Raw genomic sequence first — 23,256 nt, forward strand, 5'->3', positions numbered from 1 at the left:
GCGCCGGGTGCTGCGGACAAGCATCCGTACCGAGTACTCGTGGGAGGCCCTGCCGATGGCGCAGGTCGAGCTCCTGCAATGCCTGGCCGAGGCCGACGGCACCCGCGTCGGTGAGCTCGCCGGGCGTCTGCGACTCGCTCCGAACAGCGTCTCGACGCTGGTGCAGCAGCTCGCTGACGCCGGCTACCTGCACCGGGAGCGCGACCCGGCGGATCGGCGGGCGGCGCTGCTGCGGCTCACCCCNGCCGGGGCGGCGGCCCTGGCCGGCTGGCAGCGTGCCCATGAGCGACGCCTCGGCGCGGCCCTGGCCCGGCTGGTCGAGGCTGACCGGACGGCCATCCTCACCGCCCTGCCCGCGCTGTCGAACCTGGTGGATGCGTTGGGTGATCGCGGCCAGCCGACCGGGTGACCGGTGGGGGAAGTGGCCCGGCGGGGGCTGCGGGGGTCAGCCCCGGGCCGGCAGGTACCTGGCGCGGGCCTTCGCGGGGGTGCCGGCGTGGATGCTCTGGCTCACGGTCGGGCGGGTCGGACGGGGGAGTACGTCAGGAGCGGATGAGCCGGGCGATCGCGGCGGACGCCTCCCGGAGCTTCTCGTCGGCGACGGGGCCGCCCTCCGCCGCGGCGTGGGCCACGCAGTGCGCGAGATGGTCCTCCAGCAGACCGAGGGCGACCGACTGCAGGGCCCGGGTCGCGGCCGAGACCTGGGTCAGGATGTCGATGCAGTACTTGTCCTCGGCGATCATGCGTTGCAGGCCGCGGACCTGCCCCTCGATCCGGCGCAACCGGGCGGTGTACTCGTCCTTGGCGTTGGTGTAGCCGTGCATCCGCAGCACCTTCCCCCACGACGACCAGTACCCCCCTACGGTACCTGTGAGGGTGCTGTCTCCGTCTGGGGTCGGGCCAGATACGACCGCCAGCCGCCGAGGGCGGTGATGTCCAGCGCGCCGTTCACCGCCGCCGACTCGCACAGGAAGCCCAGGGTGGGGCCGCCGGCGAGGTCGAGGGTTCCGATCGCCAGCGGAGACGGCACCTCGAGCAGGAAGCCGCCGGCTGCGGCCAGCGGCAGCCGCCACACCTCGGCGTCGATCGCCGCGCCGCCGGTGTGCACCCGTAGCAGGCCGGGACGGCGCGGCTGCGGGCCCGGCAGGGCGTAGAGCCGGTATCGGGGCAGGGTGCGGTCGTGACGCAGCAGTACCGCGCCGAGCCGGGTCAGCTCGCCGTTCAGTGGCAGCCCACTCATGTGCGCGCCGACCACGGCGAGGTCGAGAAAGCCGGCTGGTGTGCCCGGCCGGCCGGCGGGGCCCGACCGGGCCAGGGCGTGGCCGGTGGCGCCGACCGGCAGGCCCGTCCTGGCGTGCAGGCGCGCCGCGAGGTCCACGAGAAACTCGTCCCGGCCCGCGGGGGCGATGAGGGTCAGCCCGTGCGGGAGTCCGTCGGCGAAGCCGACCGGAACCGCGACGGCGGCCAGATCGAGCAGGTTGACGAAGGTGGTGTACCGCCCGAGCCTGGCGTTCAGGCCGATCGGGTCGGCCTGGACGGCCTCGACCGGGTAGGTCGTGGGCACGGTCGGCAGGACCAGCACGTCGATGTCCCGCCAGATCTCGTCGGCCTGGCGGCGCAGGGCGCGCAGGTGGGTCAGACCCCGGAACGTCTCCACCCCGGTGATCGACGCGCCCGGCTCGAGCACGGTGCGGACGACCGGATGCACCTCGTCCGGCCGGGCGGTCACGAACTCTCCCACCGAGGCGAACCGCTCCGCCAGCCAGGGCCCGCCGTACAGCAGCGCCCCCGCCGCCAGGAACGGTCCCAGATCGATCTCGCCGGTCCGCGCGCCGACGCCGCGGATCAGCCGCAGCCCGTCGTCGTAGACCGCTCGGGCCCCCCGATCGCCGAAGAAGGTGAGCTGCTCCGGCCTGGCCACCCCGACCCGTAGCCCGTGTGGGGGACGCGGCGGATGATCGTTATTCCCGGACGCCCCCTGCTCGGGCGGGAACAACGAGGCCGCCGGGGCTGCGTCCGGGGCCGGCGCGTCGTCCGCCGGGGGCATGAGGGGCAGCCGGCGCGAGTAGGGGTCGGCGGCGTCGTAGCCGTTCATGACCGACAGGGCCAGGCGCGCATCCGGCACGCTGAGGGCGAAGACACTCAGGCAGTCCAACGACCGGCAGGCCGGGACCAGTCCGCGGGTGCTCACCAGGCCGCGGGAGGGCTTGAGCCCGACGACGTTGGTCAGCGCCGCCGGCACCCGGCCGGAGCCCGCGGTGTCGGTACCGACCGCGAAGGTCACGAGGCCGACCGCGACCGCGACGCCGGAGCCGGAACTCGACCCGCCGGCGATCAGGGTGGGGTCGAACGGCGACACCGGCGTGCCGTAGGGCGAGCGCGCCCCGGACAGGCCGGTCGCGAACTGGTCGAGGTTCGTCTTGCCCACGCAGATGGCCCCGGCGGCGAGCAGTGCGCTGACGGCCGGGGCATCCTCGGTCGGCTCGTAGGCGAAGCCCGGGCAGCCGGCCGTGGTTGGGAGGCCGGCGACGTCGATGTTGTCCTTGACGGCGAAGGGCAGCCCGAACAGGGCAGGCAGGTCCGGTGTCGCGCCCCCCAGCCCGTCCGGGTCATGGTCAGGCCCGGTCGCGCTACCCGTGCTGCCCGCGGGGGCCATGGGGGCGGTGGGAGCCGGGGGTGGCCCGAACAGGGCATCCCGTTGCGCGTCCAGGGCTGCGGCCCGGGCCAGTGCCTGCGACCGGGGGAATCTCGAAATCCACACCGCGTCGTCCCCACGGGCCTCGATCCGGTCGTAGACGGCGGCGATCACCTCGGTCACCCGCAGCCGACCGCTGCGATACCCCGCCTGCAGCACCGCGGCCTGCAGGTTCGGGGTCTGCAGGTTCGGGGTCTGCAGACCCGGCGCTTGCAGGTTCGGGGGCTGCAGAGTGGGGGCCTGCAGGTTCGGGGCCTGCCGGTCAGGGGCGGCGCTGGTCGGATCGGGGTGGGTCTGGGCAGGTACGGGCTCGGCGGTGGGTGGCGGCGGGGCCGTACTGGTCGGATCAGGGGAGGGCGCGTCGATGACCATGGAGCGGGACGAGGTTCAGACCGCGGCGGTGGCCGCGGTGGCCGCAATGACCGCCGTACGCACCGCGTCCGAGGTGGCCACCGATCCGAAGACGCCACCCTGCATCGTCACCATGTGCAACGCGGCCGCGTGGTTGCTGGGATCCGTGGCCCCGGTGCAGTCGGACAGCAGCAGGCACTCGTACCCGCGGTCGTTGGCGTCCCGCATCGTCGTGTGGACGCACACGTCGGTGGTGATGCCGGTGAGAATGATGTGGGTGACGCCGTGCCGACGCAGCACGAGGTCCAGGTCGGTCGCGTAGAAGGAGCCCTTGCCCGGCTTGTCGATCACGATCTCGCCCGGCAGCGGCGCGACCTCGGGCACGATCTCCCAGCCGGGCTCGCCACGGGTGAGAATCCGCCCGCGCGGGCCCCGATCCCCGATGCCCGCGCCGATCTGCTTCGAGCGCCACAGCTTGTTCGGCGGGCAGTCCGACAGGTCCGGCCGATGCCCCTCCCGGGTGTGCACGATGAGAAAGCCCAACGGGCGCAGCGCGGCCAGCAGCGCCGCAGTCGGGGCGAGGCCGGCGCGGGTCAGCCCGAGGTCGTAGCCCATCGCGTCCACGTAGCCGCCCGGACCGCAGAAGTCGACCTGCCAGTCGATGTTGATGACGGCGGTCGTCGCCGGGCTGAACGATCCGTCGTAGGGCCAGGCGTAGGGGTTCGCAACGACAGGCCCGATCCGCAGGTCCCCGGCGGCGGCCAGCCGGTCCGGGTTCGGCAGGGGCGGCCCGGCCGTGACGGCGGGCCGAGTCGCGCCGGTGGGGGCTGAGGTTGCGGTGGGGGCTGAGGTTGCGGTGGTCATGACGGTCCTCCTGGGGCGAGCCGACGATGATCGGTCGTGCTGGTGGGCGTCCGCCGGCTCCGCGGTCAGCTCCTGATCCCCGAGGCGCGGCTGCGGTTCAGCACCATCTGGGTGATCGCCCGGGCCGCCCGCTTCTCGACGACGTCCATGGACTCGCCGACGTGCTGGCGCAGGGCGACGACGCTGCCCTCAAGATCGCCCGCGAGCACCCTCTCGACGATCCCGAGATGCTGGCTGATCGTCAGATGAACCCGGTCGGCGGTGACGAAGTCGTGCATCCGAACGGGGCGGATCCGAGCATTTATTGCGTCCAACATGTGGGCGAGTTCCGCGTTTCCCGACGCGCGGCTGAGGGTGATATGGAAATCCTCGTCCAGGGCGACGAATGCGGGATCGGGAGCAGGCTGATCGTCGCGCAGGGCGCGCCAGGCGTCCCGCAACGGCTCCAACACCGCCGGATCGTGCGCGGTGCCGGACTCCACCGCGCGCTGCAGCCCGCGCAGCTCCAGCGTGACCCGGATCTCGTAGAGGTCGCGCAGGGCGCCGAGGTCGGGCTCGGCCGGGTAGTAGCCGCCGTCCGGTCGCTTCTCCACCAGGCCGTCGCCGGCCAGCCGGGTCAGGGCCTCCCGGACGGGGGTGCGCGAGACTCCGAGCAGGGCCGCGAGACGTTCCTCGGCAAGCCGGTCCCGAAAGGAGAACTCTCCGGACATCAGCCGTCGACGCAGTGCAACGTATGCCTGGTCGCGAAGGTTGCCGGCGGCGGTGGACCTCGGGGTCGGCGACGGAGTCATACAGCCGAGCATCCGACATCGACGTCGACGGTGCGCCACCCCCCTCGGTCGGGCCGCCGCCCGGCAGCGGTCGGTGCCCGTCCCCGGCCGGCCGCCGGAGGTGATCGTGACGGGATTTTCGTCCCTGTTGCATACTGCGCTGTATACAGAGCCGTGTACATGCATTGGACGGTAAGGATTCGAATGTTTCCGATCAATGCGCTCGTTGTTACTTTCCTGCGACGAGGATTGCGGACGCGTTAACGGCCGTCCGTGGACGGTTCGGTCGACGGGCGAGACGGAGGCTGACGCGGTGGTGGACGTCGGGACGATGCGTGGGACGGGGGAGGCCGGGGTGCCGGAGACGGGGGCGGCCGGGGCGGCCGGGGTGGCCGGGGTGGCCGGGGTGGCCGGGGTGGTGCCACCCGTCGTGCTCGTGCACGGCACGGCGACGACCGGGGCGGTGTGGCGGCACGTGCGTCGAGAGCTCGGCGACCGGCCGGTGCAGGCCCCGGACCGGCCGTCCACCGGGAACCTGGCCGCAGAGCTGGCGGCGCTGCGGCCGCTGCTCGACGGCGCCGTCTACGGCGGGGTGAGCGGCGGTGCGACGCTGGGGTTGGCGATCCTTGCCGCCGGCGTGCCCCTGGCGGGTGCCGTGCTGCACGAGCCGGCCGTGGGGTCGCTGCTGCCCGGGCTGCTCGCGCCGATGGCCGCCGCGTTCGCGCAGGGCGGCGTGGTCCCCTTCGCCCGGGCGCTGTACGGGCCCGCGTGGAGTCCCGCCGACGCGCCGGCCGACCCGGACGCCGTCGTTCGGGACCTGGCGATGTTCCTGGACTTCGAGCCGCCGCCCCTGCCGGCGCGGACCTGTCCGACGATCATCACTGTAGGGGCGGACTCGCCGCCCGTGCGCCATCGTGCCGCGCTGCTCCTGCGCGAGAAGCTGGGACTGACGGTCCGTGTCGTGCCCGGCTGCGGACACGCCGCACACCTGGAGGCGCCGGCCGCCTTCGCCCGCCTGCTCGAGGGCGTCCACCTCGGCCCCGCGGCCAGCTCGGCGCCGGCTTCCCGCGGGCAATCCGGCTCCGACCACGGATTGCACGTGCCGGGGACGGGGACAACGCAGTAAACCGTGTCATGGCACCCGCAATTCGCCTGACCTGGCGCGGGTGCCGGCACGGCGCTCAGGCTTACCTACCGGTAGACGTATTGCGCCGGGAAAGCTGGCCGAGCGCGGCGCTTTCCACCTCGTGGCCCGTGGGGTGGCCGGCGGTGTCGCCGCCGATCAGCGCTCGACGTGGTGCGGCGGAAGATCGGCGAGGAGTCGCTCGATGTCCGGATCGTCTTCCTCGGACAATGACTCGTCGCCCCATCCGATCTCCCGTTCGTCGTCGAACGAGTCGTCGTCGCGCGGCTCGGTGGCGCCCATGATCTTCCCCTCGTGTGGCGCGGACTGTTCGTTGCCGCGGTCCCGGTCCGGCGATCGCGGCCGGGGCGGCAGGTCGGTGGTGAATCGATTGCCGACGGGATGGGACCGCGTCCCGCGGACTGGTTAGACGCGAGTGCGTTGTTCGCCCCGGCGCCCGGGCCGGTCACGCGCCGGGTCGGCCACTGCAATGCTGCCACCGGGGGCGCGGGGCCCGGATCCGGGCGGGATGGTGGCCACCCGGATCCGGGCCGCGCGCCGACGGTCAATCTACGCCGCCGAAACCATCGCGGGCGGGTGGCGGCGTGGTCAGGGCGTGCCCGATCACCTCGACGACGAGTCGGAGGGTGGCCCGGCTGCCCGCCAGGAAAGCGTCCGTCTCCCGTTGGGACCAGGCGGAAGCGACGATCCCGGGCTCCGGCATCCGGACGCCCAGGACCGCCCGGATGGACGCTCGGTAGCGGCTCACCGTGATCGGCGGATCCCCGATCGGATCCTCGTCGTAGTCCTCGTCGCGGTCTAACAGCGCCCCGACCTCATCGGCGCGGCGTGGCGTGGGGGGCATCGGTTTCCTCCTCCGTCAATTTGCTACGCAGCAAAATAGACCCTAGCGAGGTTCTTGGGGAAGAGCAAAGTGGTTACGATGTTCCGCGTGGACGACGGTGAGCAGTTGGTCGGCATCGGGGACATCGCGTTCCAACTCAAGATCACTCGCCAGGCGGTGGACTACTGGACGCGCAAGGACTCCCGGTTTCCGGCACCCTTGCAGGTCATCAACGCGCCGACGGGTAGTGGTGCCAAAGGCACCCGAGTTTGGCGCAAGCGAGAGGTAGACGCCTGGATCGTGGAGCACTATCGCCGCCGCAAACAGTAGGCGGTGTGTCTGGTACGACGGCGCGGGCGCGTGACCCGATCCGGAGTCGATCCGGATCGGCGGCGGGCGCCGTCGTCGGCCTCGTCGGCGTGTGCCGTCCGGAGGCGAACGGAAATTCCTGGCAGCCGTGCTGAATCGCACTAACAGCGCATTTCGGGGAGCTGTACGAAACGGAACGTCCGCTCCCATCCCGGTTCATCGGTGCGCGGTGCTCCGACCTGAGCGGAGCGCCGGTCGCCGGTCACCGGTCACCACCGTGGGGAAGGCCGGCTGGGCAGGCACGGGACGCCCGTCTGCGTGGCACCCGTCTGCGTGGCACCCGTCCGGCCTCTGCCCGACCGCGGTACTGCGACCGTCGCAACCCGTCGCACGGCCTCGTCGGAGCCGGCATCGGTCATGGTGCCGCCCCGTCCTGGCCTCATCGCGTCCGGAGCGCGTCCGGAGCGAGTCCGGAGCGAGTCCGGAGCGAGTCCGGAGCGCGTCCGGGACGCCTGGGGCGGTGCGGTACGCGGTCCATCGGGGCGTGCAGGGCCGTCGCTACCCCGAGCATGCCGAAGGCGTCCGGGACGACGAGCGCCCGGACGCCTTCGGCAGACGGTGAACGTGCTTTGGTCGGTCAGGCCGCCGCGGTGCTGGAGGCCGTGCTCGACGTCGAGGGCGCCGACGAGGACGAGCCGCTGCTCGCCGTGGCGGCCGAGGACGACTCGGAGCTGGACGACGAGTCGTTCCCACCGGTGGAGCTGGTGGCGGTGGCGCTCGCGGCGTCCGCGGTGTCCTTCGGGCGGTGCTGCGTGGAACCGCCGGAGGAGCTTGACCGGCTGTCGTTCTTGTAGAAGCCGCTGCCCTTGAACACCACGCCCACCGAACCGAACACTTTACGAAGTCGTCCGGCGCAGGTCGGGCACTCCGTCAGTGACGCGTCGCTGAAGCTTTGCACGACTTCAAGGTCACGTCCGCAGTCGGTGCAGCGGTACTGGTAGGTAGGCACGTACTCCTCCCGGAGCTGGCACTCAGAAGTGGCGACTGCCAACTTTAGCTCGTGGACGGCCTCGGATGTTCCCGGGTGCCGTCAGTCGGTTCGCACCGTAGCGTACGACTTGGCGTGACGACGATCTTCACGCTGCGATCGTGCTCCTCCGTGGGGACGAGATCGAGCAGCTCCTGGTCGTACAGCACGGCGATCACGGGGACATCGGGCCCGACCCGGCGCAGTGCGCGGTCGTACGAGCCGCCGCCCCGGCCGAGCCGCCGTCCCGCCCGATCGACGGCGAGCGCCGGGATGATCACGGCGTCGGCTGCGGAAAGATCCCCCGGGGGTGCCGCCGCGGGTGGCTCCCGGGTGCCCAGGGCGCCCGGGATCAGCGTGCCGGCGTACTCGCGGAAGTCGAGGTCGAGATCGGCGCGCACCACCGGCAGCAACACCCGGGTGCCGCGGGCGAGCAGCCGGGCCAGCAGGTCGGCGAGATCGGGCTCGCCGGGCAGCCCCACGTACGCCGCGACGCACCGGGCGTCGGCGACCTCGGGGATCTGGAGGATCCGCGTCGCCAGCACCGCCGTGTCCGCCGGCGACCAGGGCTCGTGACACAGGGCCAGGGAGGTTCGTCGCTGGGCGAGCAGCCGCGCGCGTAGCCGTTGCTTGGCAGCGCCGCCCGGCGCGGCGCCGCCCGGCGCGGCGCCGCCCGGCGCGGCGTCACCCTCGGATCCGAGCACCGCGCCGGCCACCGGCCCCGAGGGCGGCCGAGCCGGCGGCCCGGCGGCGGGCGTCTCCCGCGGATCATCGGGTGGTAGGTGTCTTCCCTGCACGTGCACAGCCTCCCGCAGGTCGGCGCCGCAGGGGCGGTTGCCGGGGTCCCTGGCCTCGGATGATGCCGTGGAGATGCGCAGCGGAGCAGGTCACCGGCCCGCGCGGCCACGGCGGGTCACACCCGCGGCCGCGGTCGGGGCGCGGTCGGGCCGCGGGCGGGGGGCTCCACGGCCCGCGGACGGGGCGCGCGGGGCGCAGCGGGTGGGTCGTGCGGGCCGTGGGAGCCGTGGGCGGGAGGTGGGTGGGATGGGCGCGCGGCGCGTGGGGCTGGCGAGGTCGTGGCCGTGCCGGTGGCGCCCCGCAGACGGCCGGGTACCGCCCGAGCTGTGCATCGCCCGTGAAGGCGGCCGTCGCGGTGCCCGTGCACTTCGACCCGGCTAAGGTTTCCCCATGCCAGTGACGAAGGCGGTTATTCCGGCCGCGGGTCTGGGCACTCGCTTCCTGCCGGCCACGAAGGCGGTGCCCAAGGAGATGCTGCCGGTTGTCGACAGGCCGGCTATCGAATACGTCGTCGAGGAGGCCTCTCGGGTCGGCCTGCGCGACGTCCTCCTTGTCACCAGCCGCACCAAGAAGGCGATCGAGGACCATTTCGATCGAGAGGCGGACATCGAGGCCGCGCTGGAGCGCAAGGGCGACGAGACCCGCCTGCGCCGGGTCCGCGCGTCGGCGGAGCTGGCCGAGGTGCACTCGGTCCGCCAGCCCTCGCCGCGGGGGCTCGGTCACGCCGTCCTGTGCGCAGCCGCGCACGTGGGCGACGAGCCCTTCGCCGTCCTGCTCGGTGACGATCTCATCGATGAGCGTGACCCACTGCTGGCGGAGATGCTCGCGGTGCAGGCCCGCTTCGGCGGTAGCGTCATCGCGCTGATGGAGGTCCCGCAGGAGCAGGTCTCGATGTACGGCGTCGCCACCGTGGAGTCCGTCCCCACCGGGCCGGACGACCGGTACGGGATCGTGCGCATCCTGGACCTGGTGGAGAAACCGCCGGTTGCGGAGGCGCCGAGCAACCTGGCGATCATCGGCCGCTACGTCCTGGCTCCGGAGATCTTCGAGGTGCTGCGGCACACCGAACCCGGGCGGGGCGGGGAGATCCAGATCACCGACGCGCTGCGGACGCTGGCGCTGCACGCGGCGGCCGGGGGCGCCGATGCCCAGCCGGTGCACGGCGTGGTGTTCACGGGCCGGCGCTACGACACCGGGGACCGGGTCGACTATCTCAAGGCGGTCATCCGGCTGGCCTGCGAGCGGGCCGATCTGGGCCCCGATCTCTATCCGTGGCTCGAGGAGTACGTCGCCGCCGGCGGACCCAAGGGAAATTTGTCCTAATTAGCGGGTTTTCTCCAATCATCATCCCCCTGATTGACCTGGTTGCATTCGTCTAACCTTGACGCTTCCGGCGTGGGCAGGAACGCTCCCGGGATCGGCCCGGCGCGATCGGCGCGCAGGTCGGGCGTGGAGCGGCGGCCGTCGACGGGTGCGTGGCGCCCGCCCGGCCGCCGATGCAGGGAAGGTGTCCGGGCTCCGATGGCCGTAGCCCGGACGATGCCGGCCGGGCACGCCGGGCCGGCATCAAAGGGCACAGGAACGGGGACGGGCGCCCATGACGACGGTGGATGAACACCTGGAGCGAATCCTCGCGGAGGTGGCGCCGACCCGCCCCCGGCGCGCCGGGCTGGAGCAGGCCCACGGTTGCGTGCTCGCCGCGGACGTCCGGGCGACGGTGGCCCTGCCCAGCTTCGACAACTCGGCCATGGACGGCTACGCGGTGCGGGCCGCCGACGTCGCCGCGGCCACCGAGGACGCCCCCACCGTCCTCCCCGTCGTCGGCGACATCCCGGCCGGGCCCGGCACGCCGGCGCCGCTGGAACCCGGCACGGCGGTGCGGATCATGACCGGTGCCCCGCTGCCCCGCGGCGCGGACGCCGTGGTCCAGCTCGAGTGGACCGACGGCGGCCGCGAGTCGGTCGCGGTCCGCCGGCCCGCCGCCCGCGGGCTGCACATCCGCCGCGCCGGCGAGGACGTCACCCCCGGCGCGCTGGTGCTACCGGCGGGGACGGTCATCGGCTCGGCCCAGATCGGCCTGCTCGCCGCCGTCAACGTGGCGCGCCCGCCGGTGCACCCGCGGCCCCGGGTGGCGGTGCTGTCCACGGGCACCGAGCTCGTCGAGGTCGGCTCGCGGCTCGGCGCCGGGCAGATCGTCGACTCCAACAGTCACGGCATCGCGGCCGCCGCCCGCGAGGCCGGCGCGGTCGTCCGCCGGCTCACCGGAGTGCCCGACGAGCCCGACGCCTTCGCCAAGGCCCTGCACGGGGTGCTGGGTGACGTCGACGCGGTGGTGACCACCGGCGGGGTCAGCGTCGGCGCCTACGACGTGGTCAAGGAGGTCCTCACCGGGACCGGCAGCGTGCGGTTCGACCAGGTGGCGATGCAGCCGGGCAAACCGCAGGGCTTCGGTCTGGTCGAGGGTGTGCCGATCTTCGCGTTGCCCGGCAACCCGGTCAGCGCGTTGGTCTCCTTCGAGCTGTTCGTCCGCCCGGCGCTGCGCCGGATGCGTGGGCTGACGGCCACGGGTCTGCCGCGGATCGTCGTGACGGTCGGCACGGCACTGCGTTCCCCGTCCGGCCGGCGCAGCTTCGTGCGGGTCGGCCTCGACCGTCTCGGCGAGAACGGCCGGCCCGGCCCGGCCACCGTCGCCCGCCCGGCCGGCGGCCAGGGCTCCCACCAGCTCACCTCGCTGGCCGGCGCGCAGGCGTTGCTGGTCATTCCCGAGGACGTGACGGAGGTACCGGTCGGCTCCCGACTGCCGGCACTGTTGCTCGGCGGGGACGCAGGCGCCGTTCTCTCCGGCCTGGGCTGGGCGGAGACCGACAGGTCGGACACGGACACGGGTGCGGACACGGGCGCGGGCACCGGGCCGTCGGAGCCGATCGCCCGATGACCGCGCCCCGACTCACCCACGTCGACGAGCAGGGCGCGGCCCGGATGGTCGATGTCACGGCCAAGGACGTCACCGCCCGCACGGCGACCGCCACCGGCCTGCTGCGGGTCATCCCCGAGGTGGTGGACCTGCTGCGCGGCACCGGGGTGCCCAAGGGGGACGCGCTCGGGACCGCCCGGATCGCCGGGATCATGGGCGCGAAGCGCACGCCCGACCTCGTCCCGCTCTGTCATCCCATCGCGATCTCCGGGGTCACCGTCGACCTCACGGTCCGCGACGACGGGGTGGAGATCACCGCCACCGTGCGGACGGCCGACCGGACCGGCGTCGAGATGGAGGCGCTGACCGCCGTCACCGTGGCCGCGCTGACCCTGCACGACATGGTCAAGGCGGTCGATCCCGGCGCGGAACTGACCGGCGTGCGGGTACTGACCAAGACGGGCGGGCGCCACGGCGAATGGCGCGCCGGGCCCTCCCGGGAGGCCGGGCCGGAAACCCCGACGGGCCCGGCGGAGGCGGTCCGGTGAGCCGCTCGTCGAGCCTTCCGTCGGGAGCGCGGGCCCAGGTCGTCACCGTGTCCGACCGGGCGTACGGGGGCGTCTACCCGGACCGTTCCGGCCCGCTGCTCGTCGCCGGGCTGGCCGAGCTCGGCTTCGCAGTCGGCCCGGCGCAGGTCGTCCCCGACGACCGCGAGCGGATCACGGCCGCGCTGCGGGCCGCCGTCGCCGACGGGATCGACCTGGTCGTCACCACGGGCGGGACCGGTCTTGGACCGCGGGACATCACCCCCGAGGCGACCGGGGACGTGATCGAGCGGCTGATCCCCGGGCTCGCCGAGGCGCTGCGGGCCGCGGGCCGCGACGCCGTCCCCGCGGCGGTACTCTCCCGCGGGCTCGCCGGGACCGCGGCGGCGACGCTGGTGGTGAACCTGCCGGGCTCGACGGGAGGCGTCCGCGACGGGCTGGGCGTGCTCGCTGGGGTGGTCGGACATGCCGTGGCCCAGATCCGCGGCACGGATGACCACACGGTTGTGCCCGGCGTTGCCGGGACGGCGGACTAGGGCGCCATGGTGCGGGCTCCGGGCTGGCCGGCGGTGCTGTCCGAGGGATCGGTGACGGTGCGGCCGCTGCGGCTGCGCGACGCCTCCGCGTGGGTGGAGGTGCGGCTGCGCAACGCCGACTGGCTGGCCCCGTGGGAGGCGACCCCGCCCGGTCTGGTCATGGTCCGCGAGACCTGGGCGCAGCGCCAGACCATCTCGGTGTACCGGCAGATGGTGCACCGGCTGCGTCAGCAGGCGCGGATCGGCATGGCGTTGCCGTTCGGGATCGTTTTCCACGGCCGGCTCGTCGGCCAGGTGACGGTGTCGACGATTGTCCGCGGCGCCTTCAACAGCGCGCAGGTCGGCTACTGGGTGGACAGCAATTTTGCCGGCCGGGGCATCACCCCGACCGCCCTCGCGCTCGTCGTCGACCACTGTTTCGGCCCGGTCGGCCTGCACCGCGTCGAGGCCAATGTGCGGCCCGAGAACGCCGCCAGCCAGCGGGTGCTGGCCAAGCTCGGCTTCCGCGAGGAGGGCCTGCACCGGCACTATCTCGCCATCGACGGCCACTACCGAGATCACCTCGGATTCGCGCTGACGACCGAGGACGTTCCCGAGGGGCTCGTGCGCCGCTGGCGGGAGAGCCGCCACAGCCGGCCCTGACCGCCGGGGTCGGAGCCGAGCGGACGCGCCCGGCGTCAGCGGCCGCCACCTGCCCGATCCGCGGTGGCCCGGAGCGGGACCGGGGGCCCGCGTCCGGGTTATGCCGTGAGTGGGGTGACGAGTTCCACTCCGCGCTGTGGCGGGTGTCGGCAACCGGACGCCGGCCTGTCGTTGTCACGGCGCGTTGTTCCAACACTCACGTCCGAGCGCATTCGCAGCGACCTGCTGGAGGCGCGTGCTATCCGCGAGTGCTTCCGTATGCCAAGCCGAGCCCACACGGGGGGCTCTGGGTCGGTTAGACGACGGGGGGACGACCATCGCCCATCCGATTGCGGATGCGACACGCGGGGTTCGGGTCGGTGACCACGTGGATTTCGCTCACTAGCGTCAACAGCGAAACCGCTATCCGCCGGTGTCGAGGAAGAGGCCCCGCATGGTCAGCACCTCCGCGCTCGCCGCGCTTGCCGCGCCCTGCGCGGACGGTGCGTGCTCGGCGTCCGGCGCGGGGATCGTGCCGGTTCCGCCGCCGGTCCATCGCGGGATCCACATCGGCCGGACGGCGGTGCTCCGGTGAGCGCCCTGATCTGGGCGGCGATTGTCGCGGTGTGGGGATTTGTCCTGATCCCCATGTGGCTGCGCCGCCACGACTCGGCGTCGGAGCAGCGTTCCACCGAGCGGTTCACGGTGGCGATGCGGGTGCTCTCCCGCCGCCCACCGGGCCACGACGAGGACGATCTTGATCGATTCGACGGTGACCATGAACGTCTCAGCGGGGTGAGAGGAACGGGCATGTCGCACGCGGAGTCCCCCCGTTCGCGCGATCCCAACGCCGCCGCGGAGTCTGCGCCGGCGGGCCTCTCGGCCGCGCAGGGCGAGTCCGGCGGCTGGCGCGACGCGCCGCCCGGCACGGCGCGGGACTCCTACGCGGCGCGGGTGTCCGCGCGCCCCAGCGCTCCCGGGGACTCCGACGACGCCGCGCCGTCCGATCCGGTCGGGCGGCAGCCCAGCCCCGCGCCGCCGCTGCGCCCCGCGGTGCAGTCCGGGCCCGGGATCTCGGGCGGGCCTGCGACTCCGGGTAGGCCGACGACCCTGGGCTGGCCGGGAACTCCCGGTGGGCCGGGTACTTCGGGTGGGCCTGCGACTTCGGGTGGGCCAGGTACTTCGGGTAGGCCTGCGACTTCGGGTAGGCCGGGACCTTCGGCGAGGTCCGGAGTTGCGGGCGGGCCAGCGTCGGCCGGCGACGACGGCGCGGAACGCGGCGGCGAGCGGGTCGACTCCCGCCGCACCATCGCCCTGCACCGGGTGGCCGCCGAGCGGGCGACCCTGATGCGGGTGCGCCGCCAGCGACTGACCCTGCTGGCGATGGTGTTCCCGGTGACCGTCGTGCTGGCCGCCCTGTTCGGCGGGATGTGGATCGCCGTGCAGCTTTTGACCGATCTCGGGCTCGCCGGTTACCTCGTCCACCTGCGGCGCGCCGCCCAGGTCGAGCGCCGGCTGGCGATCACCAAGGTCTCGATCGAGCGCCGGATCGAGGCCGAGCGGGTCGCCCGCCGCCGCCGTCCGGTCGGCTCGTCCTTCGCCTATCACGAGCGAAACCCAGGCGCCCAGCACGAGCGAAACCCAGGCGCCCAGCACGAGCGAAACCCAGGCGCCCAGCACGAGCGTCCCCGGCAGGGGGAGGAGCTCACCCCCGAAGAACTCGCGCACGCCCGGGCGGAGACGATCGACCTCGGCAGCCTGATGGCCGCTCAGCACGCGTATCGCGACGACGCCGGGCAGGACGAGCAGCCCGCACCGACCCGGTGGACGGGCGGCGGAGCCCATCCCGAGGACCCGGCCGCAGCCGACGAGCAGGATCCGGGCGGCTACGCTCCCGCGGCCGAGTGGGACGCCGCCGGCCCGGGCCGTCCGGCGATCGGCGGCCACGCGAAGGTCCTTCACGGCTACGCGCCGCCCGCCGGCCCCGACGTGCCCGCCGGCTACGAGGTCGCCGGGTACGACGAGGTCGCCGGCTACGAAGTCGCCGGGTACGACGAGGTCGAGGTGGACGTCGAGGTCGAGATGGAGGCGGGGGAGGTCGCGTCGGCATCCGCCGCACGCATGACCGCTCGTCCGGCGGTCCGTCCCCCCAACCGGCCGACCACCTCGCGTCCCGGCCGCGTCCAGATCAACCCGCCGGGCACCCACGGTGGGCTGATCGCGTCCCCGGAGGCTGCCTCCGCCGGCGGGGCCATGGCCGGCGATCCGGCCGGCGAGAACACCGGTGAGATCGACCCGCTGCTGCGTCGCCACGCCGTGGGGAGCTGAGCGGAGCACCGCCCCGGCACGGCGCCGAGCGGCGCTGAACCGCCCGCTCAGGGCCGGGGGCCCAGCCGGGCCACCGCGCGGGTCGGGGCGCCGTCGGCCGCGGCGAGCGGCAGGGGGAACAGGAAGATCTCGACCGTCCGTCCCTGCGCCCGGGCCCGCAGCAGGCTCGCCAGGCCGGTGAGGTTCTCGGCGATCACCGCGCCGGCGCCGCACAGCACCCGGTGCGCCGCCAGGCTGACCTCCTGGCCCGGCCCGGGGGTGCGGTCCACGCTCAGGGCGTCGATGCCGACGGTCCGCACCCCGGCGTCGACGATCGCCCGGGCCGTGTCCGGCGCCAGGTAGGGATGGCGCAGGTAATCAGGGTGCCCCCAGCGGTCCGACCAGCCGGTCACGAACAGGACGACGTCGCCGGGGCGCAGCGCCGCCGGGAGCGCGGCAGGCCCGATCGACCCCTGCGCCGCCTGCCCGCGCACGTCGACCAGCACCGCCGGGCCGGTGAAGCGGTCCAGCGGCAGCTCGTCGAGCCGGGGCAGCGCGTCGTCGATGTGCCAGGGCGCGTCGACGTGCGTGCCCGACTGCGAACCCAGGTGCACGCGTTGCACGTTGACCCCGTCCTCGGCCGCGCGCAGCGCCGGCGCCACGGCCACCTCGGGATCCCCCGGGTACACGGGCATCCCGCTGACGATCGGCACGGACAGGTCGACCAGCTCGCAGCCCTGCGTACCGCCTTCGACGGGGATGCTCGACATGGGACCTCCGGCGGTGGGGACGCCCGCGCGCGGCGGGCCGTCGCACCACCATGCCCGCCGGTCCCGGTCCCGGTCCCGGTTACCGGCTGCCGTGGCCGGCGTCGACTCAGCGATGGACCGGCGTCTTCAGCGGGTCGTAGTCCGCCAGGAGCCGCTCCAGCCGGACCTGGTCGACGCGGTTGATGACGCTGGCCGCCTCCTGCTGGTCGCGCACGCACTTGGCCAGGGTGAACGCAGAGGTCACGACGTAGAGCAGGCCGAGCCAGAGGAAGGCGCGCAGCCAGGCGTCGCCGGGCAGCCGGGCGATCGCGTACGTGACGGCGACCAGCGATACGGCGAACGACAAAGCCGCCTGGACGAAGAAGACGGTCGTGCTCCTGGCTTGCGGAGGTGGGTTCGACATGAGAATCAGTCTCGTGCCGTCCCGGCGTCCCGGCATGAGTACAGATACTCATTCCGTCCTGAGTACACCTTCTGTAACACTTGTGCGGTGGGGATCCCACGAGGACCGGCCGGCGTGCGGGGCGCGCTGTGGCGGTCCCTGACGGTCTACCGCTGGGCGTCTCTCGCCTACGCCGTCGCCCTGGTCGGCCAGACCCTCGGGCAGGCCGACCGGCCCGCGCTCGGCTTCACCCTGTTCGGTGTGATGGCGGCATGGTCGCTGGTCATGTCGGTGCTCGCGCCCGTGATCGACGGCCGCCGGCCTCGGCTGCTGGCCGGCCTCGTCGCCGCGGACGTCGCGCTGTGCGCGGCGATGGTCGTCCTGACCCTGCCGGTGGGTCCCCGCTCCGGCCACGTCCTGCCGGGGATGTGGTCGGCCGGCGGCGTCCTCGGCGCGGCGCTGTTGGGCGGCACGGCGGGCGGCCTGGTCGCCGGCCTGCTGCTGTCGATCGCGACGTTCATCGAACGCGGCGTCGTCAACGACTCCTCGATCGGCACGGCCGTGCTGTTCCTGTTGTCCGGGACGATCGTCGGATACCTGAGCCGCACGGCGCTGGTGGCGGAGACGGCGCTCGCCGACGTGCTGGCCGCGCGCGCCGGCGACGCCGAGCGGGAGCGGTTGGCCCGCCGCGTGCACGACGGCGTCCTGCAGGCGCTTGCGTTGATCTCGCGGGAGGCGCCGCGGGGCCTGCCGGCGGCGGAGGTGGCGGCGATGGCCGCCGAGCAGGAGGCGGCGCTGCGGGAGCTGCTGCGCACGCCCGCCGCCTCGCGGGTCACGGCCGGCGCCTCGCGGGTCACGGCCGGCGTGGCAGGTGGCGTGGCGGGTGTCGGGGCGCCGCGGCCAGGAAACGGGATTTCGGCGGACCTGGTCGAGCCGCTGCTGCGGCTGGCGCGACCGGCGGCGCCGGGCCGGGGCGCGGTGACGGTGGCGACGCCGGGCGCGCCGGTTCCCCTGGAGGGCGAGCGTGCGCGGGAGGTGGTCGCCGCGGTCGAGGCCACGGTGGACAACGTGGCCCGCCACGCCGGCCCCGGGGCGTCGGCCTGGGTGCTCGTCGAGGACGACGGCGACCGGGTGGTCGTCACCGTCCGCGACGACGGGGTGGGGATGGCGGCCGGGCGGATGGAACGGGCCGCCGCCGAGGGGCGGCTGGGACTCGCGGTCTCGGTGCGGGGGCGCATCCGGGAACTGGGCGGCACGGTCACCGTGACGAGCCGACCAGGGGCAGGGACGGAGGTCGAGTTGCGTGTCCCACGCTGACGGGTCGCGAGGCGGCCGGTCCGACGGGGGTGGACCGGCCCCGGACGGCTCGGCGGCCCAGGGGTCCGCGCCCTGCCGGGTGGTGGTCGTCGACGATCACCCACTGTGGCGGGAGGCCCTGAGCCGGGACCTGGACCAGGCAGGGTTCGTGGTGGTCGGCACGGCCGGCTCGGTGGCGCAGGCGCTGCGGGTGGTCGCCGCGACCCGGCCCGACCTCGTCGTCCTCGACCTGACGCTCCCGGACGGCTCGGGCGTCGAGGTGATCCGGGGCCTGCTCGGTCCGGGGGCGGCCGGTGGGTTCGGCGGCGCGGTCCTGATCGTCTCGGCCTCCGGCGAGCAGGCCGACGTCCTGGCGGCGGTCCAGGCCGGGGCGTCGGGCTATGTGGTCAAGTCGGCGCGGCCCGAGGAGCTCGTCGACGCCGTGCGGCGCACCGCCGCCGGGGCCCCCGTCTTCAGCGCGGGGCTCGCCGCGCTCGTGCTGGGGGAGATGTCGCGGGCGGCGCGCGACGTGACCGCGACGCCGTCGCCCCCCCGGCTCACGGCGCGGGAGATCGAGGTGCTGCGCCTGGTCGCGAAGGGCCTGTCGGCCCGGGACGCGGCGGCGCGCCTCGGGATCTCCCACCGCACCGTGCAGAACCACATGTACAACGTGCTGGGCAAGCTCCAGCTCCGCAACCGGGTGGAGCTGACCCGGTTCGCCGTTCGCGAGGGCTACGACGACGCGTCCTGACGTGCCGCCCGGGGGCCTCCGCCCGGCGGCCTCCGCCAGACGGCCTCCGCCAGAGGCCTCCGACCGGCGCCGCGGACCACACGCGGGGGCGCGTCGGGGCGAACGAGCCGACGGATCGAGGCCCGCGGCGGCGCCGTACGCTCGCTGCCATGACCGAGGTTCTCCAGCCGGTGCCGGCCCTGCACCGACCGGACCTGCTCGCGGCGGCGACCGCGGCGGCGCTGGCGGCCTGGCCGGACGGGGTGTCCGCGCCGCCCGTCGAGCAGGTCGAGGTGGCCGAGATCGACCCCGAGCTGGCCGACACGGCCGCGTTCTGCGCGCGCTACGGGGTCGGGCCGGCCGACTCGGCGAACTGCGTGATCGTCGCGGCCCGGCGCGGGGCCGAGACGACGCTCGCGGCGTGCGTCGTCCTCGCGACGACCCGGGCGGATGTGAACGGGCTGGTGCGGCGCCGGCTGGCCGCCCGCAAGGTGTCGTTCGCGCCGATGGACACGGCCGTCTCCCGCACCGGGATGGAGTACGGCGGCATCACCCCGGTCGGGCTGCCCGCCGACTGGCCGCTGCTGATCGACCGCGCGGTCGCCGAGCATCCCCGCGTCGTCGTCGGCTCCGGCCTGCGCCGGTCCAAGCTCTGGCTGCCCGGAGCGGCGCTCGCCGCCCTCCCCGCCGCCGAGGTTCTCGACACTCTCGGCACCTGACGTTCCTTGCCGGTCCAGCGGGACGAGTCGGACGCCGAACCCTCTGAAAGGCAAGGAAGTCTGGCGATTGGGCGGGTGAACGCGGCGGGCTAGCGGCCTGGCTGGCCGGCTGGCTGGCTCGGCGTCAGACCGTCGTCGTCTCGGCGAGCTGCGCCTGCACGATGCGGACGACGTCGTTGATCGTGGTCAGGGTGAAGACGTCCTCGTCCTCGATCTCGATGCCGTACTCGCGCTCGATCCGGGCGATCGCGAGCAGGACCTTCACCGAGTCCGTGCCCTCGACCGTCCGCAGGTTCAGATCCGCGGCGAGGGTCTCGGCGGGCAGGCGGAGCGCCCCGGCGACGATCTCGGTCACCGTGTGGACGATTTCGGCGTGGGATGACGGCGATGACGACATCGGGACTCCTCGGATCGTGCGATCTGCGGTTCGATGCGGATGAGGCGACGGGCGAGCCCCGGCCCCGGCCCCGGCCCCGCCGGCCGGCGGGGCCGGACGGTGTGCCGGCGAAGCCGGGGGCGTCACGCGATGGAGTCGGCGAGGGCCTGCCGGATGTCGGAGTTCCGGGTCAGGTCCCGGCCGATCGCGCTGCCGAGCGCGCGGCGCAGCTTGGCCTGGAGCCGGTCCTGCTCGTCCGGCGGCGAGAACCGCAGGTAGACGTCGATCACGTCATCGACGGTCTCGTAGCCCCGCATCTCCTCGACGAGCTGATGCTTGTAGACCCCGACCGGGTGGTTGAGCCGCGAACTCGTCGCGTAGAAATGGATTCGCTCCAGGACCGAGGTGAGTTCCTCGGGGTGCTGGTCGAGCCGCCGCTTCAGGTAGTACAGGAATTCGCGGGCGTGGCCGGCCTCGTCGCGGCTCGCCCGCAGGAAAAGGTCGGACAGGACGGGCTCACGCACCCAGGCGGAAAGAGCCCGGTACGCGGTGTTGACGATGATCTCGGAGATCACGTTCGTGGCCAGGGTGGCGCTCGGCGTGATGCCACGCTCGTACGGCTCGCGCAACGCCTCGATCCTGGCCTGGTCGATGTGCACGCCGACCGCCTTCAGCCAGGCCCGGAAGGCGTAGTGGTGCTGGAGCTCCTGGTAGGCCCAGACGGCCACGAAGGCCGAGCAGTCGTAGTCATCGTCGAACTCGCTGAGGAATCCGTGCAGCCCGGGCAGCGAGGTCGCCTCGCCCATGACGACACCCTTGACGAGCGAGATGTAGGCCGGGTCCACCAGGTCGCGCCGGACATTCTCCAACCCGAGCTCGGAGACCTTCCACTGAAGGCGCTCGTAATGTTGGAAAACTTCGAAACTGTGGGCCTCTTCGGGGGCTGCGGTCGGCATCTGTGAGCTCCTTCCGAGCTTCCTGCCTGGCCTTCCGGCCTCCACTCTTCATTCTCTGCCCGGCCGCGACAACCCACTACCCGGATCTCAATCGGCCCATCATGATCAGTTATCACCGGACTCGTTCGGCCGGCGCCCACCCACCGCGGCGCATGTTCTGACCGGGACCAGGAACCGGGGTGTCGTCGCAGTGTGCAGCGACGTCGAGATCCGGAAGGTGCGGGCGGCGTGTTCAGCCGGTGCGGCAGCGCGGATCTGCCCGCGACACGAGCAGCCACCACGAGATACTCGGAGGCGGCACAGGCGGCCGTGGGCCGTGGGCCGTGGGCAGGGGGAGCCGGAATGTGTTTCTCACCGGAGGCCGATGTCGTGGCCGCCGTCGTGATCGGTGGTGTCGGCGTTGACGCTGCCCGCCACGTCCGGACCGGCGCGCAGTGGCCGCTGGCCGCGTTGCCGCTCCTGTTTGCTGGGCACACGCTGGTCGAGGCGTTCGTCTGGTGGGGGCTGCGCGGTGATGTCAGTGGCAGGGTACAGACGGTGGCGACCGTGCTCTACCTGATCTTCGCCTTCCTTGTCCTGCCGGTGTATGTGCCTGTTACCGTGCTTGTACTGGAACACGTGCCGAGGCATCGACCGATCGAGATCATCACGCTTGTCGCTGGTGTGATCTGCGCGGCGGGTCTGGCGGTGGCCCTCATCTCCAAGCCCTTCACGGCACGCCCAGAGGGTCATCACATCGTCTATCACGTGCATCTGCACGCCGGGCCAGTGATCATCGCTTTGTATCTCGTCAGCACGTGTGGCGCTCTCATCGTCTCCGGACGGCGGTTCCTGCGCTGGTTCGGCGTCTTCAACCTAGCTGCGGTCGCGCTGCTGGCCTGGGTCGCAACTGAGGCCGTCACCTCGCTGTGGTGCGCCTGGGCCGCCGTCACAAGCATGGCTGTGGCGGCGTACCTCCGCTCGGCTGGCCCGGCTGATGTCGACTACGCTCCGCAATCTTAACGAACCGCCTATCGACGCCGACGCCGACGGCGTCGGCACGCGTGAACGAAGCCTCGGAGCAGCCCGGAGTCATCCTTCAGATCGTGCCGAAGCTTCTGCATACGATGCGCCTGGTTTCCGACGGATCATGGCAGTCGCACGTGAGTACATGTGACATGAATACCGACAGCGACGTCACGCCGTTGGCCTGGCGTAAGAGCAGCTACTCCGGCGGCACCGGCGGCAACTGCGTCGAGGAGCTGGCATGGTCTGCGGCCGGCCGGCACGACTCGCAGCGACGCGGTAAGCGTGTCGTCGTCCGCCAGGTAGAAGGCGAGGACGTTGCGACGGGCAGCGCCGAAATCCAAGGTCACGTCCGGATGCTCTGTCCGCAGTTGCCGCAACTCGTCGACCTTGCCGGCGAACGCTTCCGCTTCGGAAAGCCGGTCGGTGAATATCCGCTGCGCGGAGATACGGGCGCCGCCGAGGCGACGTGCCCGAATCTCTTCACCGATACCCATCTGGCCGCCCCCTCGCCTGGTTGCCAACCCCTGCGGTTCGCGTCGGGATCAGTCTTACCGGCCCGCACCGGTGACCGCCTCTGTTTCCGGGAAGTGCCCGGTGGGACTGGATGCCGAGGCGCATCGCCGCTTCGCCAACCCGGTAGCCCGTGGCCGGGTGACTGGCGGCACGCCCGAGCCTGCGGCGGGCAGACCGCAGCGACGGGCATCTTCTGTGTGGCGGATCACAGTCATTCCGTGCCGTTGGCTGCCGCCGGGTGACGCCCAGTTCCACGGACGAATGGCGGACCAATGATCAAAGGCCTTGATCGAATCTTTCCGATCAAGGCCTTGACCTGCGAGTATCTGTGGAGCTCCGAGGGTGGACCTTGAACCCCGATCTTGACCGCTACCTGCGGGAACGCCGCAAGCCCTCCAGCCGGACGGGNATGATGTAGCCGAACGATCGCCGAGCGTATAGAGGGGCTCCCCGGGGAAACCGGGGAGCCCCTCTTCGTGCTCGCGATCTCGAAGCGACCCGAGCCGATGCCGAAAGGGAAGGGCGCTAACTTTTGCAAGCAGTCTGCTAGCACTCGTCTCAGGTGATGAGTTGCGATCCTTCGTCGGGTTCGTCGGTGATCTCGGGTCGGCCGGGTCGGCCGATGTGCCGTCGGTGTTCCCGCGCGGCGAGTCGTCGGGGCGCCCATGCCTCGCCGATCGCGATATGCATCCGGTCGATCATGGCCGCGCCACCGAGCCGGTATGCCTCGGCTTCCCCGTCACTGACCGGGCCGGTTGTCGTGCGTTCAAGCTGCGGTGCGAGAGCGAGGACAGCGTAGAGG

At 72.9% G+C, this 23,256-nt stretch carries 28 protein-coding genes and 1 pseudogene; 16 read left to right on the top strand and 13 right to left on the bottom strand.

Going from position 1 to position 23,256, the window contains the following annotated elements:
• Positions 1-55 precede the first annotated feature (55 nt).
• A partial coding sequence (locus FF36_RS41565) for a MarR family transcriptional regulator (RefSeq protein ID WP_242422875.1) occupies positions 56-243 on the top strand: 188 nt, incomplete at its 3' end.
• Between the two features lie 299 nt (positions 244-542).
• Here the strand turns inward: FF36_RS41565 and FF36_RS26175 are convergent.
• From FF36_RS26175 to FF36_RS26190, 4 genes are all read right to left on the bottom strand, one after another.
• A complete protein-coding gene (locus FF36_RS26175; protein ID WP_044887872.1) occupies positions 543-824 on the bottom strand; it encodes a metal-sensitive transcriptional regulator in 282 nt (93 codons plus the stop codon).
• A gap of 35 nt (positions 825-859) precedes the next feature.
• Positions 860-3,067, bottom strand: coding sequence for an allophanate hydrolase (locus FF36_RS26180; protein ID WP_052681452.1), 2,208 nt, complete (start codon positions 3,065-3,067; stop codon positions 860-862).
• Between the two features lie 15 nt (positions 3,068-3,082).
• The gene (biuH, locus tag FF36_RS26185) at positions 3,083-3,910 is read right to left on the bottom strand and encodes a biuret amidohydrolase (protein ID WP_082122237.1); all 828 of its coding nucleotides are present in this window, start codon (positions 3,908-3,910) and stop codon (positions 3,083-3,085) included.
• Positions 3,911-3,975: 65 nt separating this feature from the next.
• Entirely contained in the window at positions 3,976-4,701 is a 726-nt protein-coding gene (locus FF36_RS26190) for a GntR family transcriptional regulator (protein ID WP_044887851.1), read from the bottom strand.
• A gap of 292 nt (positions 4,702-4,993) precedes the next feature.
• Between FF36_RS26190 and FF36_RS26195 the strand changes: the two genes are divergently transcribed.
• The gene (locus FF36_RS26195; protein WP_044887852.1) at positions 4,994-5,806 is read left to right on the top strand and encodes an alpha/beta fold hydrolase; all 813 of its coding nucleotides are present in this window, start codon (positions 4,994-4,996) and stop codon (positions 5,804-5,806) included.
• A gap of 156 nt (positions 5,807-5,962) precedes the next feature.
• Here FF36_RS26195 and FF36_RS36165 read toward each other — a convergent pair whose 3' ends face one another.
• Both FF36_RS36165 and FF36_RS26200 read right to left on the bottom strand, forming a co-directional pair.
• Complete coding sequence (locus FF36_RS36165; protein ID WP_009741885.1) at positions 5,963-6,106, bottom strand: hypothetical protein; 144 nt, start codon at positions 6,104-6,106, stop codon at positions 5,963-5,965.
• A 262-nt stretch (positions 6,107-6,368) separates the two neighbouring features.
• Complete coding sequence (locus FF36_RS26200) at positions 6,369-6,668, bottom strand: hypothetical protein (protein ID WP_044887853.1); 300 nt, start codon at positions 6,666-6,668, stop codon at positions 6,369-6,371.
• Positions 6,669-6,746: 78 nt separating this feature from the next.
• Between FF36_RS26200 and FF36_RS26205 the strand changes: the two genes are divergently transcribed.
• Together FF36_RS26205 and FF36_RS41570 are read left to right on the top strand one after the other, a co-directional pair.
• Positions 6,747-6,977: a hypothetical protein gene (locus tag FF36_RS26205; protein WP_173402713.1), complete on the top strand. Its 231-nt coding sequence runs from the start codon at positions 6,747-6,749 to the stop codon at positions 6,975-6,977.
• 608 nt (positions 6,978-7,585) lie between these two features.
• Positions 7,586-7,810 carry a hypothetical protein gene (locus tag FF36_RS41570; RefSeq protein WP_236705448.1) on the top strand — a complete coding sequence of 75 codons (225 nt, stop codon included), beginning with the start codon at positions 7,586-7,588 and terminating at the stop codon, positions 7,808-7,810.
• A gap of 14 nt (positions 7,811-7,824) precedes the next feature.
• On the opposite strand, the pseudogene FF36_RS41575 reads toward FF36_RS41570, so the two are convergent.
• Together FF36_RS41575 and FF36_RS26215 are read right to left on the bottom strand one after the other, a co-directional pair.
• Positions 7,825-7,965 (bottom strand): annotated as a pseudogene (locus FF36_RS41575) (FmdB family zinc ribbon protein); the annotation flags it as partial.
• Between the two features lie 44 nt (positions 7,966-8,009).
• Positions 8,010-8,780 carry a 5-formyltetrahydrofolate cyclo-ligase gene (locus tag FF36_RS26215; RefSeq protein WP_044887876.1) on the bottom strand — a complete coding sequence of 257 codons (771 nt, stop codon included), beginning with the start codon at positions 8,778-8,780 and terminating at the stop codon, positions 8,010-8,012.
• Between the two features lie 391 nt (positions 8,781-9,171).
• Between FF36_RS26215 and galU the strand changes: the two genes are divergently transcribed.
• The 5 genes from galU to FF36_RS26245 all read left to right on the top strand — a co-directional run bounded on the left by galU (position 9,172) and on the right by FF36_RS26245 (position 13,418).
• The gene (galU, locus tag FF36_RS26220) at positions 9,172-10,104 is read left to right on the top strand and encodes a UTP--glucose-1-phosphate uridylyltransferase GalU (protein WP_044887854.1); all 933 of its coding nucleotides are present in this window, start codon (positions 9,172-9,174) and stop codon (positions 10,102-10,104) included.
• A gap of 274 nt (positions 10,105-10,378) precedes the next feature.
• Entirely contained in the window at positions 10,379-11,716 is a 1,338-nt protein-coding gene (gene glp / locus FF36_RS26230) for a molybdotransferase-like divisome protein Glp (protein WP_044887856.1), read from the top strand.
• Positions 11,713-12,243 carry a cyclic pyranopterin monophosphate synthase MoaC gene (gene moaC / locus FF36_RS26235; RefSeq protein ID WP_044887857.1) on the top strand — a complete coding sequence of 177 codons (531 nt, stop codon included), beginning with the start codon at positions 11,713-11,715 and terminating at the stop codon, positions 12,241-12,243. The genes glp and moaC overlap by 4 nt, the downstream gene beginning before the upstream one ends.
• Positions 12,240-12,776, top strand: coding sequence for a MogA/MoaB family molybdenum cofactor biosynthesis protein (locus FF36_RS26240; protein WP_044887877.1), 537 nt, complete (start codon positions 12,240-12,242; stop codon positions 12,774-12,776). The genes moaC and FF36_RS26240 overlap by 4 nt, the downstream gene beginning before the upstream one ends.
• Before the next feature lie 9 nt (positions 12,777-12,785).
• Entirely contained in the window at positions 12,786-13,418 is a 633-nt protein-coding gene (locus FF36_RS26245) for a GNAT family N-acetyltransferase (RefSeq protein WP_044887878.1), read from the top strand.
• Positions 13,419-13,820: 402 nt separating this feature from the next.
• Here FF36_RS26245 and FF36_RS36480 read toward each other — a convergent pair whose 3' ends face one another.
• Positions 13,821-13,967, bottom strand: a complete 147-nt coding sequence (locus tag FF36_RS36480; RefSeq protein WP_199865824.1) for a hypothetical protein — start codon at positions 13,965-13,967, stop codon at positions 13,821-13,823.
• A 21-nt stretch (positions 13,968-13,988) separates the two neighbouring features.
• Here FF36_RS36480 and FF36_RS35620 point away from each other — a divergent pair, with 21 nt between their 5' ends.
• Positions 13,989-15,725 carry a gephyrin-like molybdotransferase receptor GlpR gene (locus FF36_RS35620; RefSeq protein ID WP_082122239.1) on the top strand — a complete coding sequence of 579 codons (1,737 nt, stop codon included), beginning with the start codon at positions 13,989-13,991 and terminating at the stop codon, positions 15,723-15,725.
• Between the two features lie 47 nt (positions 15,726-15,772).
• Here the strand turns inward: FF36_RS35620 and FF36_RS26260 are convergent, their stop codons facing one another.
• Together FF36_RS26260 and FF36_RS26265 are read right to left on the bottom strand one after the other, a co-directional pair.
• Complete coding sequence (locus FF36_RS26260; protein ID WP_044887860.1) at positions 15,773-16,474, bottom strand: cyclase family protein; 702 nt, start codon at positions 16,472-16,474, stop codon at positions 15,773-15,775.
• Between the two features lie 106 nt (positions 16,475-16,580).
• The gene (locus FF36_RS26265) at positions 16,581-16,877 is read right to left on the bottom strand and encodes a YiaA/YiaB family inner membrane protein (protein ID WP_044887861.1); all 297 of its coding nucleotides are present in this window, start codon (positions 16,875-16,877) and stop codon (positions 16,581-16,583) included.
• Positions 16,878-16,991: 114 nt separating this feature from the next.
• Between FF36_RS26265 and macS the strand changes: the two genes are divergently transcribed.
• The 3 genes from macS to FF36_RS26280 all read left to right on the top strand — a co-directional run bounded on the left by macS (position 16,992) and on the right by FF36_RS26280 (position 19,601).
• A complete protein-coding gene (gene macS, locus FF36_RS26270; RefSeq protein ID WP_236705450.1) occupies positions 16,992-18,173 on the top strand; it encodes a MacS family sensor histidine kinase in 1,182 nt (393 codons plus the stop codon).
• Positions 18,160-18,903, top strand: a complete 744-nt coding sequence (locus tag FF36_RS26275; RefSeq protein ID WP_044887863.1) for a response regulator — start codon at positions 18,160-18,162, stop codon at positions 18,901-18,903. The genes macS and FF36_RS26275 overlap by 14 nt, the downstream gene beginning before the upstream one ends.
• A 149-nt stretch (positions 18,904-19,052) precedes the next feature.
• Positions 19,053-19,601, top strand: a complete 549-nt coding sequence (locus FF36_RS26280) for a YbaK/EbsC family protein (RefSeq protein WP_044887864.1) — start codon at positions 19,053-19,055, stop codon at positions 19,599-19,601.
• Positions 19,602-19,725: 124 nt separating this feature from the next.
• On the opposite strand, the gene FF36_RS26285 is transcribed toward FF36_RS26280, so the two are convergent.
• Both FF36_RS26285 and FF36_RS26290 read right to left on the bottom strand, forming a co-directional pair.
• Positions 19,726-19,998: an acyl carrier protein gene (locus tag FF36_RS26285; protein ID WP_044887865.1), complete on the bottom strand. Its 273-nt coding sequence runs from the start codon at positions 19,996-19,998 to the stop codon at positions 19,726-19,728.
• A 122-nt stretch (positions 19,999-20,120) separates the two neighbouring features.
• Positions 20,121-20,933: a ferritin-like domain-containing protein gene (locus FF36_RS26290; protein WP_044887866.1), complete on the bottom strand. Its 813-nt coding sequence runs from the start codon at positions 20,931-20,933 to the stop codon at positions 20,121-20,123.
• A 342-nt stretch (positions 20,934-21,275) separates the two neighbouring features.
• On the opposite strand from FF36_RS26290, the gene FF36_RS26295 reads away from it, so the two are divergent.
• The 3 genes from FF36_RS26295 to FF36_RS36485 form a co-directional block, all read left to right on the top strand.
• Positions 21,276-21,935: a DUF6629 family protein gene (locus tag FF36_RS26295; RefSeq protein ID WP_044887867.1), complete on the top strand. Its 660-nt coding sequence runs from the start codon at positions 21,276-21,278 to the stop codon at positions 21,933-21,935.
• 41 nt (positions 21,936-21,976) lie between these two features.
• On the top strand, positions 21,977-22,696 hold the full coding sequence (locus FF36_RS33370; RefSeq protein WP_082122240.1) for a DUF397 domain-containing protein: 720 nt from the start codon (positions 21,977-21,979) through the stop codon (positions 22,694-22,696).
• A gap of 328 nt (positions 22,697-23,024) precedes the next feature.
• On the top strand, positions 23,025-23,256 hold a 232-nt coding region (locus FF36_RS36485; protein WP_206778482.1), incomplete at its 3' end, for a hypothetical protein.

The sequence above is a fragment of the Frankia torreyi genome (assembly GCF_000948395.1).
Lineage (GTDB): Bacteria > Actinomycetota > Actinomycetes > Frankiales > Frankiaceae > Frankia > Frankia torreyi.